This is a genomic window from Planosporangium thailandense (genome assembly GCF_011947195.1).
GTDB lineage: Bacteria > Actinomycetota > Actinomycetes > Mycobacteriales > Micromonosporaceae > Planosporangium > Planosporangium thailandense.
In genome coordinates, this window is the sequence record NZ_JAATVY010000009.1 from 1 (window position 1) to 21,315 (window position 21,315).

At 69.9% G+C, this 21,315-nt stretch carries 18 protein-coding genes and 1 tRNA gene; 9 read left to right on the forward strand and 10 right to left on the reverse strand.

Annotated features, from left to right (window positions below):
* Positions 1-513 precede the first annotated feature (513 nt).
* From HC031_RS34780 to HC031_RS14670, 3 genes are all read right to left on the reverse strand, one after another.
* A complete protein-coding gene (locus HC031_RS34780) occupies positions 514-1,146 on the reverse strand; it encodes an HIRAN domain-containing protein (RefSeq protein ID WP_167925863.1) in 633 nt (210 codons plus the stop codon).
* Between the two features lie 226 nt (positions 1,147-1,372).
* Positions 1,373-2,335 carry a pyridoxal-phosphate dependent enzyme gene (locus HC031_RS14665; RefSeq protein WP_167925864.1) on the reverse strand — a complete coding sequence of 321 codons (963 nt, stop codon included), beginning with the start codon at positions 2,333-2,335 and terminating at the stop codon, positions 1,373-1,375.
* Between the two features lie 427 nt (positions 2,336-2,762).
* Entirely contained in the window at positions 2,763-3,830 is a 1,068-nt protein-coding gene (locus HC031_RS14670; protein WP_167925865.1) for a sigma-70 family RNA polymerase sigma factor, read from the reverse strand.
* Positions 3,831-3,914: 84 nt separating this feature from the next.
* Here HC031_RS14670 and HC031_RS14675 point away from each other — a divergent pair, with 84 nt between their 5' ends.
* The 3 genes from HC031_RS14675 (at position 3,915) to HC031_RS33100 (ending at position 4,862) form a co-directional block, all read left to right on the forward strand.
* Entirely contained in the window at positions 3,915-4,274 is a 360-nt protein-coding gene (locus HC031_RS14675; protein WP_167925866.1) for a VOC family protein, read from the forward strand.
* 199 nt (positions 4,275-4,473) lie between these two features.
* Positions 4,474-4,713 (forward strand): hypothetical protein, encoded by a 240-nt coding sequence (locus tag HC031_RS33095; protein ID WP_240942518.1) that lies wholly within the window; start codon positions 4,474-4,476, stop codon positions 4,711-4,713.
* Positions 4,707-4,862 (forward strand): site-specific integrase, encoded by a 156-nt coding sequence (locus tag HC031_RS33100; RefSeq protein WP_240942519.1) that lies wholly within the window; start codon positions 4,707-4,709, stop codon positions 4,860-4,862. The genes HC031_RS33095 and HC031_RS33100 overlap by 7 nt, the downstream gene beginning before the upstream one ends.
* 75 nt (positions 4,863-4,937) lie before the next feature.
* Here the strand turns inward: HC031_RS33100 and HC031_RS14690 are convergent.
* The 5 genes from HC031_RS14690 to HC031_RS14710 all read right to left on the reverse strand — a co-directional run bounded on the left by HC031_RS14690 (position 4,938) and on the right by HC031_RS14710 (position 9,210).
* Positions 4,938-5,012 (reverse strand) — tRNA-Val (locus HC031_RS14690).
* 111 nt (positions 5,013-5,123) lie between these two features.
* Positions 5,124-5,585: a peroxiredoxin gene (locus HC031_RS14695; protein WP_167925867.1), complete on the reverse strand. Its 462-nt coding sequence runs from the start codon at positions 5,583-5,585 to the stop codon at positions 5,124-5,126.
* A gap of 125 nt (positions 5,586-5,710) precedes the next feature.
* Entirely contained in the window at positions 5,711-6,145 is a 435-nt protein-coding gene (locus HC031_RS14700; protein ID WP_167925868.1) for a DUF3052 family protein, read from the reverse strand.
* 133 nt (positions 6,146-6,278) lie between these two features.
* The gene (locus HC031_RS14705) at positions 6,279-8,759 is read right to left on the reverse strand and encodes a thiamine pyrophosphate-dependent enzyme (RefSeq protein WP_167925869.1); all 2,481 of its coding nucleotides are present in this window, start codon (positions 8,757-8,759) and stop codon (positions 6,279-6,281) included.
* A 46-nt stretch (positions 8,760-8,805) separates the two neighbouring features.
* The gene (locus HC031_RS14710; protein WP_167925870.1) at positions 8,806-9,210 is read right to left on the reverse strand and encodes a YjbQ family protein; all 405 of its coding nucleotides are present in this window, start codon (positions 9,208-9,210) and stop codon (positions 8,806-8,808) included.
* A gap of 105 nt (positions 9,211-9,315) precedes the next feature.
* Between HC031_RS14710 and aceE the strand changes: the two genes are divergently transcribed.
* Positions 9,316-12,057: a pyruvate dehydrogenase (acetyl-transferring), homodimeric type gene (gene aceE, locus HC031_RS14715; RefSeq protein ID WP_167925871.1), complete on the forward strand. Its 2,742-nt coding sequence runs from the start codon at positions 9,316-9,318 to the stop codon at positions 12,055-12,057.
* 73 nt (positions 12,058-12,130) lie between these two features.
* On the opposite strand, the gene HC031_RS14720 is transcribed toward aceE, so the two are convergent.
* A complete protein-coding gene (locus tag HC031_RS14720; RefSeq protein WP_167925872.1) occupies positions 12,131-13,756 on the reverse strand; it encodes a CocE/NonD family hydrolase in 1,626 nt (541 codons plus the stop codon).
* A gap of 254 nt (positions 13,757-14,010) precedes the next feature.
* On the opposite strand from HC031_RS14720, the gene HC031_RS14725 reads away from it, so the two are divergent.
* Together HC031_RS14725 and HC031_RS14730 are read left to right on the forward strand one after the other, a co-directional pair.
* The gene (locus HC031_RS14725) at positions 14,011-15,381 is read left to right on the forward strand and encodes a GH1 family beta-glucosidase (RefSeq protein WP_167925873.1); all 1,371 of its coding nucleotides are present in this window, start codon (positions 14,011-14,013) and stop codon (positions 15,379-15,381) included.
* Positions 15,378-16,655: an MFS transporter gene (locus tag HC031_RS14730; RefSeq protein WP_167925874.1), complete on the forward strand. Its 1,278-nt coding sequence runs from the start codon at positions 15,378-15,380 to the stop codon at positions 16,653-16,655. The genes HC031_RS14725 and HC031_RS14730 overlap by 4 nt, the downstream gene beginning before the upstream one ends.
* A gap of 6 nt (positions 16,656-16,661) precedes the next feature.
* Here the strand turns inward: HC031_RS14730 and HC031_RS14735 are convergent, their stop codons facing one another.
* Entirely contained in the window at positions 16,662-17,942 is a 1,281-nt protein-coding gene (locus tag HC031_RS14735) for a L,D-transpeptidase (RefSeq protein ID WP_167925875.1), read from the reverse strand.
* A gap of 119 nt (positions 17,943-18,061) precedes the next feature.
* Between HC031_RS14735 and gltX the strand changes: the two genes are divergently transcribed.
* From gltX to HC031_RS14750, 3 genes are all read left to right on the forward strand, one after another.
* Positions 18,062-19,489 (forward strand): glutamate--tRNA ligase, encoded by a 1,428-nt coding sequence (gene gltX, locus HC031_RS14740; RefSeq protein WP_338090663.1) that lies wholly within the window; start codon positions 18,062-18,064, stop codon positions 19,487-19,489.
* A gap of 120 nt (positions 19,490-19,609) precedes the next feature.
* A complete protein-coding gene (locus HC031_RS14745; RefSeq protein ID WP_167925877.1) occupies positions 19,610-19,918 on the forward strand; it encodes a type VII secretion target in 309 nt (102 codons plus the stop codon).
* A gap of 73 nt (positions 19,919-19,991) precedes the next feature.
* On the forward strand, positions 19,992-21,311 hold the full coding sequence (locus tag HC031_RS14750; protein ID WP_167925878.1) for a recombinase family protein: 1,320 nt from the start codon (positions 19,992-19,994) through the stop codon (positions 21,309-21,311).
* The last annotated feature ends 4 nt before the right edge of the window (positions 21,312-21,315 follow it).

Genomic DNA, 21,315 nt, shown 5'->3' on the forward strand with positions numbered 1-21,315 from the left:
GCCGACCGTTGAAGGATGCGAGCGATCTCGTCGGTGGTCATGAACGTGGCGTACCGGCGTGTGCCGTCGCGGAGGTAGACGTGCGCGTCGATGTTCTCGATAGCTGCCGGGTCGTCGTCTTGCCCTGGCATGAACTGGACCGTCGCGCCATCCAGTTCGTACGTCCACTCAGAGCCGTGAGTCACGGGGCGATCATGTCATGTTCGCCGTCGCAACGGTTGATCCTCAGAGCAAGGCAACCAGATCCGTGAGGGTAGATGCAAGGCCAGCCTGTGCGTCGAGGTCCGGTTCGGCGCGGTACGGGGTCACCGTTGCTGCACCTCCGCGCTGTGTCGCCGCTCCCCCAGACCAGCGGATTAAGAGCCCGGCTTAGGCGGCTGGGTCTCCGACTGCGAAGTGCGGCAAGCCGTCTGGCGAGGTCCACCGGTGATCGGGCGTGGCGGTCTCGGTTGCCGTCAGCGTTGCTGTCACTCCAGCGGTCACCACTCGTCACCCACAGGCGACCATCGATCGTCAAGACACCTGATGCGCTGGCGTCGGCAAATGGTCTGGTCGAGGTTCAAGAAGCCGCCGCAAGACCTCCGGCGACGCAGCCAGGACGGCTATCTGATCGCAGGGTATCCCCGAGCCGGTTCCCCGGATCGAGATCGCCTCGATCGGCTCACCAGAATCCATGAGGCGTGACAACATCCGAGCCTTCTGCTTGTTCACATAGGCAGCCGGGTGCAGTCCGGCGTGGTCGTAGACAGCCACCGCGTTGCGATCGAACTCGTTATCCGGTTCTCGAACGAGCCGAACTGGACGACCCGGCCGGAAGTCACCAGCCTCGCACGCCGTGCGATGGTAGGCCTCGCCCCGGAGCTGGGACACGTAGATGCCGGCCCTCGGAAGGCGGGTGTCACTCGGGCTTACCAACAGCCCTGTTGTGTCCTCGCACAGGCGGAGGACTGACTCACCGCCAGTATCTCCATAGACGATCAGATGAAGGGGAGGTACTCCGTCAGCACCGACGAAGCGGTCTCGATCCCCATCATGCGGCACGTACCATCTACCATCCGGCGTCGATCCTGGCGCAGAGTTGGGCAACGGCTCCGGCATGTCGGTCTCGGTAGACGGGCGTCCGAGGATGCGATCGATGAAGCTCATGGCCGCAGCCTTGCAGCATCGATGTCGTGATTCGACCGACCGACCGAGCAGACCTCCATGGGCCGAAGGCAGGACTGCTTACGTGTCAAGGAATGATTGCGGGCGGGCTGCCAGGGCGGTCATGGCCCGTTAGCACGAGAAACAGTCCGCCGACGTCCGCCAATGTCCGCCGCCATCCATACCGGTTGTCACTCAGTTCGTCACCCACTACTTCAGTTGCCAGGACTCACCGGCCGACCCAACGGCGGTAGGCGTCCAGGTCTACGTTGCCGCCACAGATGATCGTGACCACGTGGCGGCCGGCAAAGCGATCAGGGTCTTCGAGAATGGCGGCGATACCCAAAGCCGCCGAGGGCTCGACGACCAGACCCGCGTGCTCCAGGAGCAACCGCATCCCGGTGACGATCGACGCCTCGCGCACGAGGACCGCGTCGTCGATCACCTGGAGGAGATCTTCCAGGACCGCAGGGATCGGGTACCGGCCGGCCACGCCGTCAGCGATGGTGTCGGTCGAGTCAGTGGTGACGACCCTGCGCTCCCGCCAGGACAGCGTCATGGCAGGTGCGCCAAGCGGCTGCACGCAGATCACCTCGACCTCCGGCGCCAGCGCCTTGAGGACATGGCCAACGCCGGTGGCCATGGCGCCGCCGCCAAGGGCGATCAGGACGACGTCGCCGGCGGACATCCCGCCGACCAGCTCCAGGCCGATGGTCGCCGCACCCTCGCAGGTCTCAATGTCCAAGCTGTCCTCGACCAGCCGAACGCCGTGCTGACGCGCGATGGTCACCGCCCGCTCGCGGGCCATCTCGAAGTCGCCGTCCACCACCTCCAGGTGCGCCCCGAAGGAACGAACCCGGTCGAGCTTGATCGTCGGCGCAAAGCACGACGCCACCACCGTCACGTCCAGGCCTCGGCGACGACCCGACCAACCCAGCGCCTGACCGAGGTTGCCGGCGCTGGCGCACACCACCGCCGCCGCGCCCTGGTCGGCCAGGCGGCTCGTGACCAGTTCAGTACCCCGGGCCTTGAAGCTACGCACCGGGTTCGCTGTTTCCAGCTTGATGCTCACCGTGCAGCCAAGCTGACCTCCCAGGGCATCACACCGGTACAGCGGTGTGGCCAGAAAAACCGGGTCGATCACATCGCGAGCCGCGCGGATCCGGTCAAGATCAAGACGGGTCTGGAGCACGGTCAGTCAATGTACCCGGCAGCCCAGTCGCTTCAACCGCCTTAGCCGCTTCGCCGGTCGCCGGTCGACCTATTCGGTGTGAACTACAGGCAACCCGGTCGCATGAAATCTCGTAGGAGGTCAGCAGGACTGCTGCGGTCTGTTGTGGTCCGGTTCGGTGCGGTCGGTTGCTGTACTTAGCTGCTGTACACGGCGGGCAGGCGACCTCTCTGTCCCGAACGAACCATAATGGCCGACTGAGCTGCACCATCGCTGGCCCTGAGCTGTCGAAACAGTCCGCCGACGTACGTGCCTGTCCGCTGACATTCGTATCCGTTGTCACTCGCCTTGTCACCCAGTTGTCGGGGGAGCTGCTGGGTTATGAGGAGATCAAGCGGCGTCCCAGCGCCCCATCCGGTGCGTGAGGTTAGAGGGGTGTTCCACCGGGTCAGGCCATCGTGGTGGGCAGACCGAACAGTCTGAAAAGGTCGGGGTCGAGGAATGAGGTGATCTCGGCGATCCGGTCATCGCGCAGGTCCAGCACCGTGATCGACCACGCGTCATGCGGGTGTGCGGGGTCGGTGCCGAGGTAGAACGCGATGGCCGCTTGGCCGTTCGCGCTGGTCAATTGGTGTCGCCAGCTCGGGCAACGGGTCATGGGCACCTGCACGGCGAAATCGGAGACGGCGTCGATGCCGTGGTACCAGTGCGGCAGCGGCGGCATCGACCAGGTGACGTCCTCGGTGAGTAGCGCGATCAGGGCCTCGGCGTCGCCGCGCTCCAACGCGCTGGCGAATTCGGTCGCCAGCGTCCGCGCTCCCGAGTCGCCGATGGAGCGCAGCGTCTGTTGCTGGGTGCGGGCGGGCAGCTTCTTCGCGAGGATGCGGCGGGCGCGGGCGAGCGCGGAGTTCACCGAGGTGGTGGAGGTGCCCATCATGGCGGCGATCTCGGCTGCCGTGAATCCGAGGACGTCGAACAGCAGCAGCGCCGCCCGCTGGTTGACTGGCAGATGCTGGCATGCGGCAACGAACGCCAGCTCAACCGCTTCGCGCTGCTCGTAGCGGGCCTCCGGTCCCGCTGGGTCGTGCGGGAGACCGGCGTCGGGGTAGGGACCGAGCCAGGCGATGTCGGTGCGTGGACGTTGGTCGAGCACAGCGTGCTCACTGGACGGACCCAGGTCCACCGGCAGAGCCCGCTTACTGCGCGCGTCGACTACGTCCAGGCAGACACGGGTGGCCACGGTGTACAGCCACGTGCGCAGGGTGCTGCGGCCCTCGAACCGGGCCAGCCCGCGCCAGGCGCGCACCAGCGCCTCCTGCACCGCGTCGTCGGCATCGTGAACCGAGCCGAGCATCCGGTAGCAGTGGGCGTGCAGCTCCCGGCGTAACGGCGTCACCAGGCGCGTGAACGCGGCATCGTCCCCGTCCCGGATGCGGGCCAGGTCGGCGTCCTGAGCGCCCTGTCCACTCACCTCGACGGTGCCGCCTGCGAGCCGGTCGGTAGAAATCTCGTCCATCAGCGACGATTCTGCCCCATGGCAGCAGTCTCACCCATGAACACGTACGACCGACCGCCCTTGACCGCGCCGAGGAGGCTGCTCATGAGCTCGACCGACCACCCGCACCGGCCCGCGTGGTTCGACATCTCCACCCCCGATGCCCCGCGCGCACGACGCTTCTACCAGGATCTTTTCGGGTGGTCGGTCAACGCCCTCGACGCGAACTATGCGCTCGTCGGCGGCGACGACGGCCGGCCGTCGGGCGGGATCGGCCAGGCCGGCCCGGACAGTCCGTATACCGGTCTCGTCGCCTACTTCCCGGTCGATGACGTCGATACTGCGCTCGCCCGCGCCGAGCAGCTCGGAGCCACTTGCGTCCTTTCCCCGACCGACACGCCCGTTAGCCGTATCGCCGTGTTCACCGATCCCGACGGCAACCACGTCGGCCTGGTCAGCCGCTGACCGGATCCCCGCCCGCCTACTACCGCACAGGAGCATCGTCCGTATGACGTCGCCGACACCGAATATCGACCGTCAACCCGCGACCGGCACCTGGTCGCTGATCCACGCCGAGCGCGCCGCCTTGGCCGCTGACCTCGCGCAGCTAACCGAGCAGCGGTGAGCTACCCGGTCGCTGTGTGACCAGTTAACCGTTCGCGAGGTGCTCGCGCACTTGACCGCGGGGGCCAGCCTCAACCCGGTGCGGTGGATGGCGGGTGTGATCCGCTGCCGCTTCGACTTCGACCGGCAGGTCGCCATGCGGCTGGCCGAGCACATGGGCGCCACTCCGGACGAGACGCTCGCACGATACCGCCGGGTGATCACCAGCACGACCAAGCCGCCCTTTCCGATCGTGGACTGCCGGACGTCCGGCTACACGATCTTCGCCACACGATGGTGACGCTGCTGTTGGACCTCGGCGTACCGCCGCACCTGGTCCAGGCGATCGCCCGCCACGCTGACGTGGACATCACGCTCAAGATCTACGCCCACACCAACCTCGACGCGAGGCGAGAGGGGCTGAAGCGCCTTGACGACCACCTCGACTGACCTGACACTGCTACAGGCGCTGCTACAGATGATCTCCGTTGCGGTCTTCCCCGAAGAAAAAGACCTGGTGAACCGTGGTGGGCGCGGCTGGGTTCGAACCAGCGACCCCCCGCTTGTAAGGCGGGTGCTCTTCCACTGAGCTACGCACCCGGAATCGGCGGCTAGCTTACCTTGCTGCGCGAGGATACCGCCTCCGCGGCGCACCGCTCCACCATGATCGGACTGCAAGCCGTCCAGTGATCATGGTGGAGACGGCACGAATCACGCGATCTCGGCCAGTACCTTCCGCCACGTGCCCTGGTCCCGCGCCTCACCGGGCCCGTTCATCTCGGCGTAGCGGATGATCCCCTCACGGTCGATGACGAAGGTGCCGCGGTTGGCGAAGCCCTTGTCCCGGTTGAAAACACCGTACGCGTGCGCCACCTCCCCGTGCGGCCAGAAGTCGGCCAGCAGGGGGAAGTCGAAGCCCTCGCGGTCGGCCCAGACCTTGTGGCTGTAGACCGAGTCGACGCTGATCGCGAGCACCTGGACGCTGTCACTCTGGAAGTCGCCGATGTTGTCCCGCACCTGGCACAGCTCGCCCTGGCACGTACCCGTGAACGCGAGCGGGTAGAACACCAGCAGAACGTTCTTTCGGCCCCGGAAGTCCGAAAGGTGGACCTCCTGGTTGTTCTGGTCCTTGAGGACGAAGTCGGGGGCCTGGGTCCCCACTTCGAGAGGCATGCCTTCTCCTACGGTCGCCGGAGTGGTCGACCTGTCGGTCGGCCCTAGAACGGTCGCCTAGAGGATACGGGCACGCAAGGACCAGCCGCCGACCGCATGGGTCGGCGGACCGGAGACGGGTGGCGTCAGCGCTGCTTGGCTCGGGCACTCCGCGGAACGACGAGCCGGGCGGCCGTCCAGTCCTTCCCGGCGTTGACGGTCGAGGTCTGCTGCAGGCCAGCCGTCGGAGCCGACTCGTTGATCTCGCTGGGCTCGACGTGCCCCTCACGCCCCGCCTTGGGGGTGAGCAGCCAAACCACACCGTTGTCGGTCAGCGGGCCGAGGGCGTCGATCAGCGTCTCGACCAGGTCGCCGTCGCCTTCGCGCCACCACAGCAGCACGGCGTCGACCACCTCGTCGGTGTCCTCGTCCACCAATTCGCCACACCGGTCGATCAACGTGTCGCGGAGATCCTCGTCGACGTCGTCGTCGTACCCCATCTCCATAACGACCATGCCCGGCTCGATACCGAACCGGTCCGCCAGGCTCTTGACGTCGGCCTGGCCTGCGGTCGCGTTCACTGTCTGGTGCCTCCCTGTCTTGTACGTCTAGCAGCAGTATCCACTGTTTTTGGCGCGGTCGTGGACGCTGTTAGCGCGTAGTCCACACAGTTGTAGCTTCCGGCGCAAGTGGCTCACCGTACGAACCGGGAAATCAACGCGTCAGTAGTGATCTCGCCGCTTGGATGATCTGGTCCTCGGTCACGAGTACATGTGCCGCGGCCGGGCCGAGCGGAATGAACGAGTCGACACCCGCGACCCGCCGCGCCACCCCAACGTAACCGGTGTCGACCAGCGCGGCGAGCACCCCCTCACCGACTCCCCCACTGCGGCGGGTCTCGTCCACGACCAGGACCCGGCCGGTGGCGGCGGACTCGCGGATGATGTCGGCGACGGGCAGCGGCGACAGCCAGCGCAGGTCGACCACGCGGCAGCCGACCCCGTCGGCGGCCAGCCGGGCGGCTGCCCGCAGCGACATCCGGACGCCGTTGCCGAACGTGATGATTGTCAGGTCGCCGGCCGAGCCGAGGCCGTAGACGCGGGCCCGGCCGATCGGTACGTGCTCCGCCGACCAGCGCTCCGGCGCCCGGTACTCCGAAAGCCACTCCCCATCGCCGTCGGTGTGCAGGTCACGGGTGTGGTAGAGCGCGATGGGCTCGAGGTAGACGCAGACGCTGCCGTCGACGACGGCCGCCGCGAGACAGGTACGCAGCAGCGGCGCGGCGTCCTCGGCCCGCGCCGGCACGGCGACGACGAGCCCCGGTATGTCACGCAGCACGGCGACGGAGTTGTCGTTGTGGAAGTGGCCACCGAAGCCCGACTGGTAGGCCAGGCCGGCGAGCCGTACGACCATCGGGTTGCGGTAGGCGCCCTGCGAGAAGAACTGCATGGTGGCCGCCTCGCCGCGCAGCTGGTCCTCGGCGTTGTGCAGATAGGCCAGGTACTGGATCTCGGGCACCGGCAGCATCCCGCCGAGGCCGACGCCGAGGCCGAGCCCCAGGATCGACGTCTCGTCCAGCAGCGTGTCGAAGACCCGGCCGACCCCGAACCGGTCCCGCAGCCCCTTGGTCACCCCGTACACGCCGCCCTTGCCGGCGACGTCCTCGCCGAAGACGAGCAGCTGAGGGTACGCCAGCAGCGCGTCGGTCAGCACCGCGTTGATCGTCTGGGCGAGTGTGAGCGGGCCGGCCTGTTCGGGCAGTTTGCCGCCGAATGCGGCGTTCCGGGCGGCGCCGCTGGGCACCCCGATGCCGCCCAGCGCGCGGGCGATGGCGGTGGACGCCGCCGACTCGCTGACCGCCGCGGGCTGGTCGGCCTCCGAGGCCTCCGCGGCCCCCGCGGCCCCCGCGGCCCCCGAAGCGGGCGAGGCCGGAGGGGCGGACGAGGCCTCCGAAGCGGGCGAGACCTCCGAAGGGGGCGAGACCTCCGAAGCGGCCTCTGGGGCGGGCGCCGCGAGCCGGGCGGCGGCGTCCGCGACGGCGCGGGCGACGCGTACGGGCCGCCTGGGCGCGAGCGGGGCGGCGACCTCGCCGGGCGAGCCGAGCTTCGGCTCGGTCAGGATCTCCTCGGCGACCCGGCGCACCTCCCAGCCGACCTCGTCGTAGCGGGTGAGCAGGTCGGTGCGGGTGGCGAGGCCGGCCCGGACCAGCAGCGCGGCGGTGGCCAGGAGCGGGTCCCGGTCGACGTCCGCCGCGATCTCGGCGGGCGTGCGGTAGGCCTGTTCGGCGTCGGCGCCGGCGTGGCCCATGAGCCGGACCACGGACAGGTGCAGCACGGCGGGGCGGCGCTGTCGGCGTACCCAGGTGACCGCCTCGACGGCCGTGTCGTACGTGGCGGTGACGTCGCAGCCGTCGGCGGCGAAGTACCGGATGCCGGGACGGCTGCGCAGGGCCTGCTCGACCCAGCCGGCCGGGGACCGGACACTGATGCCGAGCCCGTTGTCTTCGCAGACGAACAGGATCGGCAGGCCCAGGCCGGTGTGGGTGGACCAGCCGGCGGTGTTGAGCCCGGCGAGGGTGCTGGCGTGGTTGACGGAGGCGTCGCCGAAGGAACAGACCGCGATCGCGTCGGCCGGCCAGCCGGTGGCCTGGGCGTTGAGCCGGGAGATCCGCCGGCCGCGCGCGAGGGCGTACCCGACGCCGACGGCGCGCGGCACGTGCGAGCCGATGGTGGAGGTGGTGGGGATGATGTGCAGGTAGGGGTTGCCGAAGACCTTGTGCCGCCCGCCGGCGATCGGCTCCCGGCTGGAGGCGACGAGCCCGCGGAGGACGTCGCGGATGGGGTCGCTGCCGGCCACCTGGGCTGCGCGGGCGCAGTAGAACGCGCCGGAGCGGTAGTGCAGCAGCGCCGGGTCGGTCGGGCGCAGGGCGGCGGCGACCGCCGCGTTGCCCTCGTGGCCGGCCGAGCCGATGGTGTAGTACCCCTCGTCGAAGCTGCGTAGCCAGCGCGCGGCGAGGTCGAGGTGCCGGCTGGCGAGCTGTGCGGAGAACAGTTCCCAGGCCTTCGTGCCGGTCAGCGCCGTGCCCTCGCGTACCGGACCGTCGGGCTCCCGCTTCTCCTCGGCGGGTTCCATCCCGCCGAGGACCGCCCGGAACCGCTCGTCGAGATCCTGGGGGGTGGTCACGTCGCACAGCATGTCGGAAACCCGGCGGCCGGGGCCAGCCCGTGCTTACGATGTCACCTCACCCCGGCAGGAACGAGAAGCGCACCTGCCGTGTCGGATTATCGACATTCGGGTCAACCAGGCAGATCGACTGCCAGGTCCCCAGCGCGATCTTGCCGCCGATCACCGGGAGCGTGGCGTACGGCGCGACGAACGCCGGCAGCACGTGGTCGCGGCCGTGCCCGGGCGAGCCGTGGCGGTGCCGCCACCGGTCGTCGGCGGGCAGTACGTCGTCGAGGGCCCGCAGCAGGTCGTCGTCGCTGCCGGCGCCGGTCTCGATGATCGCCACGCCGGCGGTGGCGTGCGGTACGAAGACGTGGAGCAGCCCGTCGCCGCGCCCGGAGACGAACTCGGCTGCCTCACCTGTGATGTCGCGGACAGTCGGCGCCGACCCCGTCCGAACCGTTATTACTGATGAGTACATGTGTCGATCATCCCAGTTGACGCGTCGGTAGCGTGACGCGAGGCGGGGTAAGCGTGCACCATGGTTCGGTAGAGCTTTACCAGCACGCATCCCTAAGGAACGCCTGTGTCCACCGAACGCAAGCGTCCGGTCATCAGCGACGGCCTACCCAGCCAACTGCCTGATATCGACCCGGACGAGACCAACGAGTGGGTCGAATCCCTGGACGGGGTCGTCGACGAGCGGGGCGCCAAGCGAGCGCGGTACATCATGCTGCGCCTGCTCGAACGCGCGCGGGAGCACCAGGTCGGGGTTCCTCCGCTGACGACGACGGACTACATCAACACGATTCCGCCGGAGCGGGAGCCCTGGTTCCCGGGTGACGAGTACGTGGAGCGGCGCATCCGCGCCTACATCCGCTGGAACGCCGCGATGCTGGTACACCGCGCGCAGCGGCCGGAGATCGGTGTCGGCGGTCACATCTCGACGTACGCGTCGGCGGCGAGCCTCTACGAGGTCGGGTTCAACCACTTCTTCCGGGGCAAGGAGCACCCGGGCGGCGGTGACCAGATCTACTTCCAGGGGCACGCCTCCCCCGGCATCTACGCCCGGGCGTTCATGGAGGGGCGGCTGTCCGCGGACCGGCTCGACGGGTTCCGCCAGGAGCTGTCGCACCCGGGTGGCGGGCTGCCGAGCTACCCGCACCCGCGGCTCATGCCGGACTTCTGGGAGTTCCCGACGGTCTCCATGGGCCTCGGGCCGCTGAACGCGATCTACCAGGCCCGGTTCAACCGGTACCTGCACCACCGTGGCATCAAGGACACCAGCCAGCAGCACGTCTGGGCGTTCCTCGGCGACGGCGAGATGGACGAGGTCGAGTCGCTCGGCCAGATCGGCGCGGCGGCCCGCGAGGAGCTCGACAACCTGACCTTCGTCATCAACTGCAACCTGCAGCGCCTCGACGGTCCGGTGCGCGGCAACGGCAAGGTCATCCAGGAGCTGGAGGCGCTCTTCCGGGGCGCCGGCTGGAACGTCATCAAGGTCATCTGGGGCCGTGAGTGGGACCCGCTGCTGGCCGCTGACGGCGACGGTGCGCTGGTCAACCTCATGAACGTCACGCCGGACGGCGACTACCAGACCTACAAGGCCGAGTCCGGGGCGTACGTGCGGGAGCACTTCTTCGGCCGCGACCCGCGTACCCGCAAGATGGTCGAGAACCTGACCGACGACGAGATCTGGAACCTCAAGCGCGGCGGCCACGACTACCGCAAGCTCTACGCGGCGTACAAGGCGGCGCTGGAGCACACCGGGCAGCCGACGGTCATCCTGGCCAAGACGATCAAGGGCTGGACGCTGGGCTCGCACTTCGAGGGCCGCAACGCCACGCACCAGATGAAGAAGCTGACGCTGGAAGACCTGAAGACCTTCCGCGACCGCCTCTACCTGGACATTCCGGACAGCCAGCTCGACGAGAACCCGTACCTGCCGCCGTACTACAAGCCGGCCGAGGACTCCGACGAGATGGAGTACCTGCGGGAGCGCCGTCGCCAGCTCGGCGGTGGGGTGCCGTCGCGGCGTACCACCACGATCCCGCTCGCGCTGCCGCCGTCGGACGCGTACGGCTCAGTCAAGAAGGGCTCCGGCAAGCAGAAGGTCGCCACCACGATGGCCTTCGTCAGGCTCATGAAGGACCTGATGAAGGACAAGAACATCGGCAAGCGGTGGGTGCCGATCATCCCGGACGAGGCTCGGACCTTCGGCCTGGACGCGATGTTCCCGACCGCGAAGATCTACTCGCCGTTCGGGCAGAACTACACGCCGGTCGACCGGGACCTTTTCCTGTCGTACCGGGAGGCCGAGACCGGCCAGATCCTGCACGAGGGCATCAACGAGGCCGGCTCGGTCGCGTCCTTCATCGCCGCGGGCACGTCGTACGCCACGCACAACGAGCCCATGATCCCGATGTACATGTTCTACTCGATGTTCGGGTTCCAGCGCACGGCCGACGGGCTGTGGGCGGCCGCCGACCAGATGGCGCGGGGCTTCCTGCTCGGGGCGACGGCCGGGCGCACCACGCTCAACGGCGAGGGCCTGCAGCACGAGGACGGCCACTCGCTTCTGATCGCGGCGACCAACCCGGCCGTGGTGGCCTACGACCCGGCGTTCGGGTTCGAGGTGGCGTACATCGTCGAGGACGGGCTGCGGCGGATGTACGGGGAGAACCCCGAGGACATCTTCTACTACCTGACGGTGTACAACGAGCCGATCCACCAGCCGGCCGAGCCGGCGAACGTCGACGTCGACGGACTGCTGCGCGGCATGTACCGGTACGCCGAGGCGCCCGTGACCGAGGGGCCGAAGTCCCGGATCCTCGCCTCGGGCGTCGGGATGCAGTGGGCGCTGAAGGCGCAGAAGCTGCTCGCCGAGGACTGGGGCGTGGCCGCCGACGTGTGGTCGGTGACCTCGTGGACCGAGCTGCGCCGGGACGCCGTCGAGGCCGAGGAGCACAACCTGCTGCACCCGGGCGAGAACGAGCGGGTGCCGTACGTGACGCAGAAGCTGTCGGAGAACGGCAGCGGCCCGGTCGTGGCGGTCAGCGACTTCATGCGGGCCGTCCAGGACCTGATCTCCCGGTGGGTGCCGGGTGACTTCACGTCGCTGGGCACCGACGGGTTCGGCATGTCCGACACCCGGCACGCGCTGCGCCGCCACTTCCACGTCGACGCCGAGTCGATCGTGGTGGCGACGCTGCGCCAGCTCGCCCGCCGGGGCGAGGTACGGGCGTCGGCCCCGGCCGAGGCGGCGAAGAAGTACGCGATCGACGACGTGAACGCGGCGCCGGTCGGCGAGACCGGCGGCGACTCCTGACCCGCCCCTGACGCGATCTTGGACACTTGTGGGACCTATAGGTCCCACAAGTGTCCAAGATCGCATAGAACGATCAGCGGAGCGTCACGTCCAGCCACGAACCGCTGCCGAACGACACCGTGGCGCCCGCCTGGTCGGCGTCCATGTAGAGCGGGTCCTTCGTGTCGATGACCAGGGCGAGGTGGTGGCCGGCGGGGATGTCGTCGGCCATCGCCTCGAGCTTGAGATCGATGGTGCGCGTGGACGCCAGCCAGGTGATCGGCGCCTGGGCGATGAGCTTGCCGAAGGCCAACGGGCCGGCGTCGTACAGGTAAGCCACCAGCGTCCCGGTCGACGCCGCGGAGTTGACCGCGAGATGCAGCGTCGGGCAGCCGCGGATCGCCTCGTTGGCGGGCAGCGGGTCCGACTCCCAGACCGCCGCGTTGTTCCGGTTGATCAGGGGCAGCCACACGGTCGGCGCGATCCCGGTCAGGCCGGTGAGCCCGTTGGTCAGCAGCGGTATCCCGGCGCCGGCGACCGTGTCGGTGCCCATCGAGATCGACTCCGACCAGGCGCCGGGCGCGCTCGTCGACATCGGGCCGGTGCCGTCCCACCAGTGTGCGCCGCCCAGGTACATCCGCTGGGTCGAGGTGGTGACGTGCGCCCAGTCGGCGTACGACTCGACGGCGTCGCTGCCGAGGTGGCGCAGGACGACCGGCGGCTCGGTGTCGATGCCGGTCGGCTTGCCGGCGAGGTACCGGTCGAACCACCGGTACGCGCTGTCCCACACGTGGTTGGGCAGCCCGAACAGGCCGAGCCCTTCGACGACGGCGTGGTCACCCGGGGCGAACTCCAGCCGCTTCGGGCCGGTCAGCTTGCCGTAGAAGTCGACGAGCTGGTTGGGCGCGAAGAGGCTGTCGCCGTACGCGTTGGCCATGAGGATCGCCGGGTGGTTGCGGTTGATGGCGTCGAGGTAGGTGTCCGGAGAGCGGACCCGGCCCCAGGCCTTGAGGGGTTCCACGTCGGTGTTTCCACTGTCGAGGTACGCCTTGGCCATGGCGGAGAACTCGGCGCTGGGCCGGCCGACGAGCTGCGCGACGGTCTTGAGCAGCCACACCGTCTGCGGCCGGCGGGTGTCGTTGCCGTACAGCGACGTCACCAGGTCGGTCCAACAGCTCATCGCGACGACCGCCTTGATGCGGGGGTCGAACGCGGAGGCGAGCAGGCTGATGCCGGAGCCGTAGGAGACGCCCGCGATACCGAGGTGCGCGGGGTCGGCGGCGGTGTTGGCGAGCAGCCAGTCGACCACGCTCGACGCGTCGGCGACGTCCTTGGGGCCGGCGACGTCGATCTCTCCGCCCGAGTCCCAGAAACCCCTCGTCGTGTACGACAGGACCACGTACCCGCGGCTGGCGAACGCCCGGGCCTGCGCGAGGTACTGGAGATCGTTGAGTCCCCAGCTGTTGACGAACACGATCGCCGGGTGGCGGCCGGCGGTCGTCGGGGCGACCACGTTCGCCTTGAGCACCACGCCGTCCTTGGCGGGGATGTCGACGAAGCGGAATCCCGTGATCGGGGTGCTCTCGGCGGTGGCTGCTGACCGGGCGGCCGCGGCGCGGTGGGCGGCGACGGCGGCACTCGCGGGCGCCGGGGCGGACAGTGTGACGGTGGTGACTCCGGCGAGGACGGCTGAGAGGACGGCGGATCGACGCAGCGCCATGGACGCCTCCAGTAAATGGAGAAGTTACCAACTGGTAACAGGAATTACTGGAGGGTAACTTCATGTGCAGCAGGTCACAATAGTGATAGTCATGAATAGCTAAACGCTACTTTCCGGATATTTCGCCCGGCCGGCACGCACCGTCACCACGTACAAATGGGGCGTCACCACATTCCCCGTTAACTGATCGACGGGTATCGCGGTAGGGGCGGAACGGATTAGTGTCCGAGCAAGCTTCACGTTCGGAGGCGAGCATGACCGACGAGCCGCTGCCCGACTTCCCACCCGACTTCCGCTGGGGCGTGTCGACCGCCGCCTATCAGATCGAGGGCGCCGCGGGCGAGGACGGCCGCGGACCGTCCATCTGGGACACCTTCAGCCACCAGCCCGACCGCATCGGCGACGGCAGCACCGGCGACGTGACCTGCGACCACTACCACCGGTACGCCGGAGACGTGGCGCTGATGGCCGACCTGGGCGTGCGGACGTACCGGTTCTCGGTCGCCTGGCCACGCATCCAGCCCGCCGGGCAGGGCGCGCCCGACCCGCGCGGTCTGGCGTTCTACGACCGGCTCGTCGACGCGCTCCTCGAGCGGGGCATCGAGCCGGCCGTCACGCTGTTCCACTGGGACCTGCCGCAGCCGTTGCAGGACGCCGGTGGCTGGACCAACCGCGACACCGCCGCCCGCTTCGGCGAGTACGCCGAGATCGTCGCGCGGGCGCTCGGTGACCGGGTCGCGCTGTGGATGACGCTCAACGAGCCGTTCATCCACTTCGCCCTCGGACACCTGCTCGGCCTGCACGCGCCCGGCCGGCAACTGCTCGACGACCCGTTCCCGGTGGTACACCACCAACTGCTGGGCCACGGGCTCGCGACGGCCGCGATCCGCCGGCACGCCAGCGGCGGCGTGGCGATCGCGAACAACTACTCGCCGGCCTGGGCGGTCGGCCCCGACGGCACCCCGGACACCGCCGACGGCGCCGACCGGGCCGCCGCCGTGGCGTACGACGCGTTCCACAACCGTCTGTTCACCGATCCCCTGCTGCGCGGGCGCTACCCCGACGGCATCGACCAGTTGGCCGGCGTCGATCCCGACCGGGTCGTCCTCGACGGCGACCTCGACATCATCTCCGCCCGGCTCGACGTGCTGGGCGTCAACTATTACCAGCCGACCGGCGTACGTGCCCCGGCGCCCGACAACCCGCTGCCGTTCGACCTGACGGCGCTGTCGGGGTACCCCACGACCGCGTTCGGCTGGCCGGTCGTCCCCGCCGGGCTGACCCAGACGCTCGTCATGCTCGCCGACCGCTACGGCGACGCCCTCCCACCGATGTGGATCACCGAAAACGGGTGCTGCTACGACGACAAGCCCGGCCCGGACGCCGTCGTGGCCGACCACGACCGGATCGCGTACCTCGACGCGCACATCCGGGCGGTGCGGGCCGCGCTGGACGCCGGGGTACGCGTCGACGGGTACTGCGTGTGGTCGTTGCTGGACAACTGGGAGTGGGCCGAGGGGTTCACCAAGCGGTTCGGGCTGGTCCACGTCGACTTCGACACCCAGCGGCGCACCCCGAAGGCGTCGTACGCGTGGTACCGCGACCTCATCGCCCGTACCCGATGACCGCGACCGAGGCGGGCACCCCGGCGGCGGTGTCGGCGGTCGCCGAGCCGACGCAGCCGGTCGGCGCGCGCTGGGTCACGCTGCTCGTGTGCGCGAACCTGGGCCTGTGGATGGCTTTCTACACGCCGATCCAGGTGCTGCTGCCCCAGCAGATCGCCGCCATCGATCCCGGCCACAAGGAGGCCCTGCTGGGTTGGGTGACCGGGATCGGCGCGCTGGTCGCGGTGGTCGCCAACCCCCTGGCCGGTGCCCTGTCCGACCGGACCAGGATCGCCGTACGCGGGCGGGCGTCGGGCCGCCGTCATGTCTGGACGCTCGCCGGTGGGCTCCTCGGGGCGCTCGCGCTGACGCTGCTGGCCGGGCAGCGCACCATCGGCGGGGTGATCCTCGGCTGGGCGCTCGCCCAGGTCTGCTTCAACGCGATGCTCGCCACGCTCACCGCCGCGCTGCCCGACCGGGTACCCGTGGCCCAGCGCGGCGCGGTCTCCGGCTGGATCGGCATCCCGCAGATCCTCGGCCTGGTCGTCGGCGTCGTCCTGGTGACCGCTGTCGTCTCCGGCACCCGCGCCGGCTACCTGGCCATCGCCGTCGCGGCGGCGCTGCTGATCGTGCCGTTCACGCTGGCCACGCCGGACGACCCGCTGCCGCCCGGGCAGGCGCCGCCGCTGCGCGCCCGCGCGCTGCTGTCCGGGCTGTGGGTGAGTCCCCGCCGTCATCCCGACTTCGCCTGGGCCTGGATCACCCGGTTCCTGGTGCAGCTCGGCAACGCGATGGGCACCCTGTACCTGCTGTACTTCCTGCGCGACCGGGTCCACCACCCGCACCCCGAGGACGGGTTGCTGGTCCTGATCCTCGTGTACGCCGCCGCGCTGGTCGCCACGACCGTGGTGGCCGGGCGGCGCTCCGACCGCACCGGCCGGCGCCGGTCGTTCGCGGTGTGGTCGGGCCTGGTGATGACCGGCGCGGCGCTGGTGCTCGCCGGCTGGCCGACGTGGCCGGGGGCGGTCCTCGCCGCGGCCGTGCTGGGCTGCGGGTACGGCGTGTACGTGGCGGTCGACGCCGCGTTGATCACACAGGTGCTGCCGGCGGCGACCGACCGGGCGAAGGATCTGGGCGTCATCAACATCGCCAACTCGGCGCCGCAGGTGCTCGGGCCGGCGCTGTCCGCGCCCGTCGTGGTGCACCTGGGCGGCTACCCGGCGCTGTACGCCCTGACCGCGGTGGTCACGCTGCTGGGCAGCGTGTTCGTCCTGCGGATCCGGTCGGTCCCGTGATCGGGTTTAGAGCGCGCTGCCCTTCACCCAGTCGTCCCAGCTCATGTTCCAGCCGCCGGGGCTGTCCCACAGCTGCAACTGCTTGGGCGTGTTCCTGACGTCGACCACGTCGCCCGGCCCGAAGTTGTTGTAGATCCAGTCGATGTTGGCGGGGCCGATGTTGATGCAGCCGTGCGAGGTGTTGGTGTGGCCGTGGGCCCAGATGTTCCAGTCGGCCAGGTGCAGGTACTCACCGGAGTAGCTGATCTGGACGGTCTTCTTGATGTCCTCGTCGTAGTAGAACTTGCTGGACTTGTCGGTCAGTCCGTAGCTGGCCGAGGACATGTGGGTCACCGGGGCCTTGCCGATGACGACGTGGGGGCCGCTGCGGGTCCAGAAGTCGATCGTCTGGCCGTTGGCGCCCTTGGTCTCGCCGCCCATGCCCATGCTGACCGGGATCGTCTTCACCAGCTCGCCGTCGACGTACACCTTCATGATCTTGCTGGCGGAGTCGGCGATCGCGATCTTCGACTGACCGATCTTGAACGACGCGCTCACGTCGGACTGGCCGTAGAGCCCGTTACCGAGGTCCTTGCCGTAGACGGTCGCCTTGACAGTGACCTGGGTGCCGCTCTTCCAGTACTCCTTGGGCCGCCACTGCACCTCCTGGTTGCCGTTCCAGTGCCAGGCGCCCTCGACCTCGGGGCTCGTGGTGACCTGGAGGGTGCGCTGCGCGGCCGCCTTGTCGGGGATCGGCTCGTCCCAGTGCACGATCACGGGCTGGCCGACGCCGTAGGTGCCGCCGTCCTGGAGGAGGTGGGACGCGCTGGCCTGCAGGTACGGCTGGGTCATGTTGGGCGGCTTGAGGGTGGTGAAGGAGGCGACCTGCTCGATGTGCTGGTGGGCGCTGTTGGTGCCGTCCGCCGTCACCTTGTACTGCTTGCCGTAGCCCAGGTATTCGGTGGTGTGCCAGGTCTTGTGTGCCGCGTCGAACTCGCCGCTGACCTGCTTGCCGTCGGCATTGGCGACCGTGACGGTCTCCAGGGTGGCGTCCTTGGCGGTCACGTTGACGGGGTCGAGAACGGAGACGTCGGTGGTGTCGGCGGCCGGAGTGATCTTGAACTCACCGGGCGCCTTCTTCACGCCGACTCCGCCGGCGCCGCCCGCCTCGCCGGAGGGCATGCCCGATCCCGGACTGCGCCAGGCCGCCGTGTTGTCAGGGGCGCATCCGGCGACCGCAACCAGCGCCAGTGCGACGGCCGCCAGCCCGGCAAGCCGGGTGTACGACCGACGAGGCGGCTTGTGCATTGCGCTCCTCCCCCAACACCTGTTCGTTCGTCACGCAATCTACTGAGCCCAGGCAAGCGATGCGACCCCACTACCGGCCCGCGTGTCGCGACGACCGGGTGGGCCATAAGGTAGAAACCGTGACGGTACGTGTACGGTTTGCACCCTCCCCGACCGGTATGTTCCATGTCGGCGGCGCCCGCTCGGCGCTGCAGAACTGGATCTATGCCAAACAACACAACGGGGCGTTCGTCCTGCGTATCGAAGATACCGATGCGGCGCGCAACCGCCCCGAGTGGACCGAGGGCATCATCGCCGCCCTCGATTGGATCGGCATCAAGCGTGGCACGTACGAAGGCCCGTACTTCCAGTCCTCCTACGCCGAACAGCACCGGGAGGCGGCCGCTCGGCTGAAGGAGTCTGGCCGAGCGTACTACTGCGACTGCACCCGCGAACAGATCCAGGAGCGCACCGGCAGCCAGTACATCGGCTACGACGGATACTGCCGCGACCGCGGGCTCGAGCCCGGCCCCGGCCGGGCGCTGCGCTTCCGTACCCCCGACGAGGGCCAGACCGTCGTCGAAGACCTGGTCCGCGGCTCGGTCGTGACGGAGAACGCCAACATCGAGGACTTCGTCATCGCCCGCGCCGACGGGTCGCCGGTCTTCCTGCTGGCCAACGTCGTCGACGACGCGACGATGGGCATCACCCTCGTCATGCGCGCCGAGGAGCACCTGCCCAACACGCCCAAGCAGCAGCTGCTGTGGGAGGCGCTCGGGCTGCGGCCGCCGATCTGGGCGCACGTGCCCGTCGTGGTCAACGAGAAGCGTCAGAAGCTGTCGAAGCGGCGCGACAAGGTGGCGCTGGAGTCCTACCGCGACGAGGGATACCTCGCCGACGCGATGCGCAACTACCTGATGCTGCTGGGGTGGGCGCCGTCCGGAAACCGGGAGATCGTCCCCTGGTCGGTGATCGAGCAGGAGTTCCGGCTGGAGGACGTCAACCCGTCCCCCGCGTTCTTCGACGAGAAGAAGCTGCGGGCGTTCAACGGCGAGTACATCCGGGCGCTGAGCCTGGAGGAGTTCATCGACGCCTGCCAGCCGTGGCTGACCGGTACCCAGGTCGCGCCCGGCGCGGCGGCCGTCGCCGCGCCGCCGTGGCGCCCCGGCGACTTCGACCCGAAGGTGTTCGCCGCCGTCGCCCCGCTGGCGCAGACCCGGGTGGCGGTGCTGTCCGAGATCGTGCCGAACGTCGACTTCCTGTTCCTGGCCGAGCCGGCGATCGACGAGGCGGCGTGGGCGAAGGCCATGAAGGAAGGCGCCGCCGACCTGCTCCAGGCCGCGGTGGCCGCGTTCGAGAACGCGCCGTGGGACGCGGAGTCGCTCAAGACCACGCTGGAGGCCGTGGGCACCGAACGCGGGCTCAAGCTCGGCAAGGCACAGGCGCCCGTACGCGTGGCCGTGACCGGCCGGTCGGTCGGGCTGCCGCTGTTCGAGTCGCTGGAGGTGCTCGGCCGCGAGCGCACGCTGGCCCGGCTGCGCGCCGCGCTGGCGAAGCTGGCCGGCTGAGACGCGGAACGTGCCGCCGTCGCCGCCGCGGCGACGGCGGCACTTCCATGTGTACGGACGGGGCGGCGCGGCGGGTGCTGATCCGGTAGCGTGGCCGGCCGGACAGCGTGGGGAGGCACCGTGCCGGGTGGGCAGTTCGAGGTCGTGGCCGACGCGTTGCGCCAGCACGCGAACGCGGTGGAGGCGATCGCCGACCACATCGAGACCGCTCGCGCCGCCGGCGCGCAGGTGCGGCTGGGCCGCGGCGCATACGGCATGCTGCCGGTCTGCCAGATGATCTCGATGCTGCTCGACCCCATCCAGCAGCGCGGGGTGGATGCCCTGGCGGCCGCGAGGGACGCGCTGCACGGCTCGGCCGACGCGGTGCGCACGGCGGCGACCCGCTACGACGCCACGGACGCCGCGGCGCGGGCGCGGTTGGCCCCGTAGGGACGCATTTACCTGCTCAAACGCGCTTTCGCGTCGAGGTGCGCGCGGTGCGCGGTCCCGTAAAGTACCCGTCATGAAGGCCGCGGTCTACCTGCGGATCAGCGCCGGCCGGGCGGACCGCGAGCCCGACCTCGAGCGCCAGCGCGCCGGCTGCCTGCGGTTGGCGGGTGCGCTCGGCGCCGACGTGGTGGCGGTGTACTCCGACGACGGCGCCGACGGGCCGGCCCCGGGCCCCGACCGCCGGCCGGCCTACCGCCGGCTGCTCGCCGACGCGGGGGCGCGCCGCTTCGGCACCGTCATCGCGTACACGTCGGGTCGGCTCGCGCAGCGGCCCGCCGAGTACGAGGACCTCATCGACCTGGCGCAGCGGCACGGCATCCGGTTCGCGTACGTGCTGCCGGCAGCCGCGGAGGCCGGGTCGGCGCTGGCCCCGATCGTCGGCGCGGCCGGCACGTTCCGCAGGCTGGCCGGTGAGCTGGCCCCGGAGCTGAGAGGGCTGCTGGCAGACGCCGGTCCGGCCATCGAACCGTTCGCCGAAGGCGTGGCCGGCTTCGTTCGCAACGCGATGCCGGGCGTCCGGGCGCTGGTCCGGCAGTCCGCCCCGGCGGTCACCGAACTCAGCCGCGCGCTACCCGCCTGGGGGCACGCGACGGGCGCGTTCCTCGGCGGCGTGGCGCCGGGCGCGCCGGGTACGGCGGCCCTCGTCACCGACGTCGTCGGCCTCGCGACGACCCACGCTCGGTTCTGGGGTGACGTGGTCGGCCGGCTGGCCGACCGGTACCTGGCGCTGCGCGGGCTGGCCGACGACGCCGGCGCGGCGTTCGCCGCGCTGCCCGAGCGGGCGCGGATCGTCGTCGTGGGCGCGTTCGACCAGACCACCACCGCCGTCGGGGTCGGCATCGGCGCGGCGCTGCGGTCCCACGCCTCCGGCGCCCTGCCCGGCGTCGTCCGCCAGGGCCTGGCGGGCACCGCGAACGCCGCGAACTCGGCGGCGTCCGCGCTGGTCGGTGCGGCTATGGGCGTCGCGGCGGGCGTGCCGGTGCGGCTCGGCAGGGCGGTGGGCGGCCTCGGCGGACCGGTACGGTACGCGGGGGCGCGGCTGCGGGCGGAGGGCCGCGAACTGGCCGGCGGGGTGGCCGGCGGCGCGGAGTCGGCGGCCGGGTTCACCCTCGCCGCCGTCGAACGCGCGACCGGCAACATCCTGGCGGGCGTACGCAGCGGCCTCGCGCCGCCGGCGGCCGTCGGGGCGGTCGCCCTGCCCGGCGGCATCGCCGTCAACGACCTGCGCATCAACCTGTACGCCCCGGGCGAGCTCAGCGATCCGGCGACGGTCGACCGGGTCGCCGCCGGCGTCCACGAGGCGCTCAACCGGTTCCGCCGCGAGTACGCATAATCCA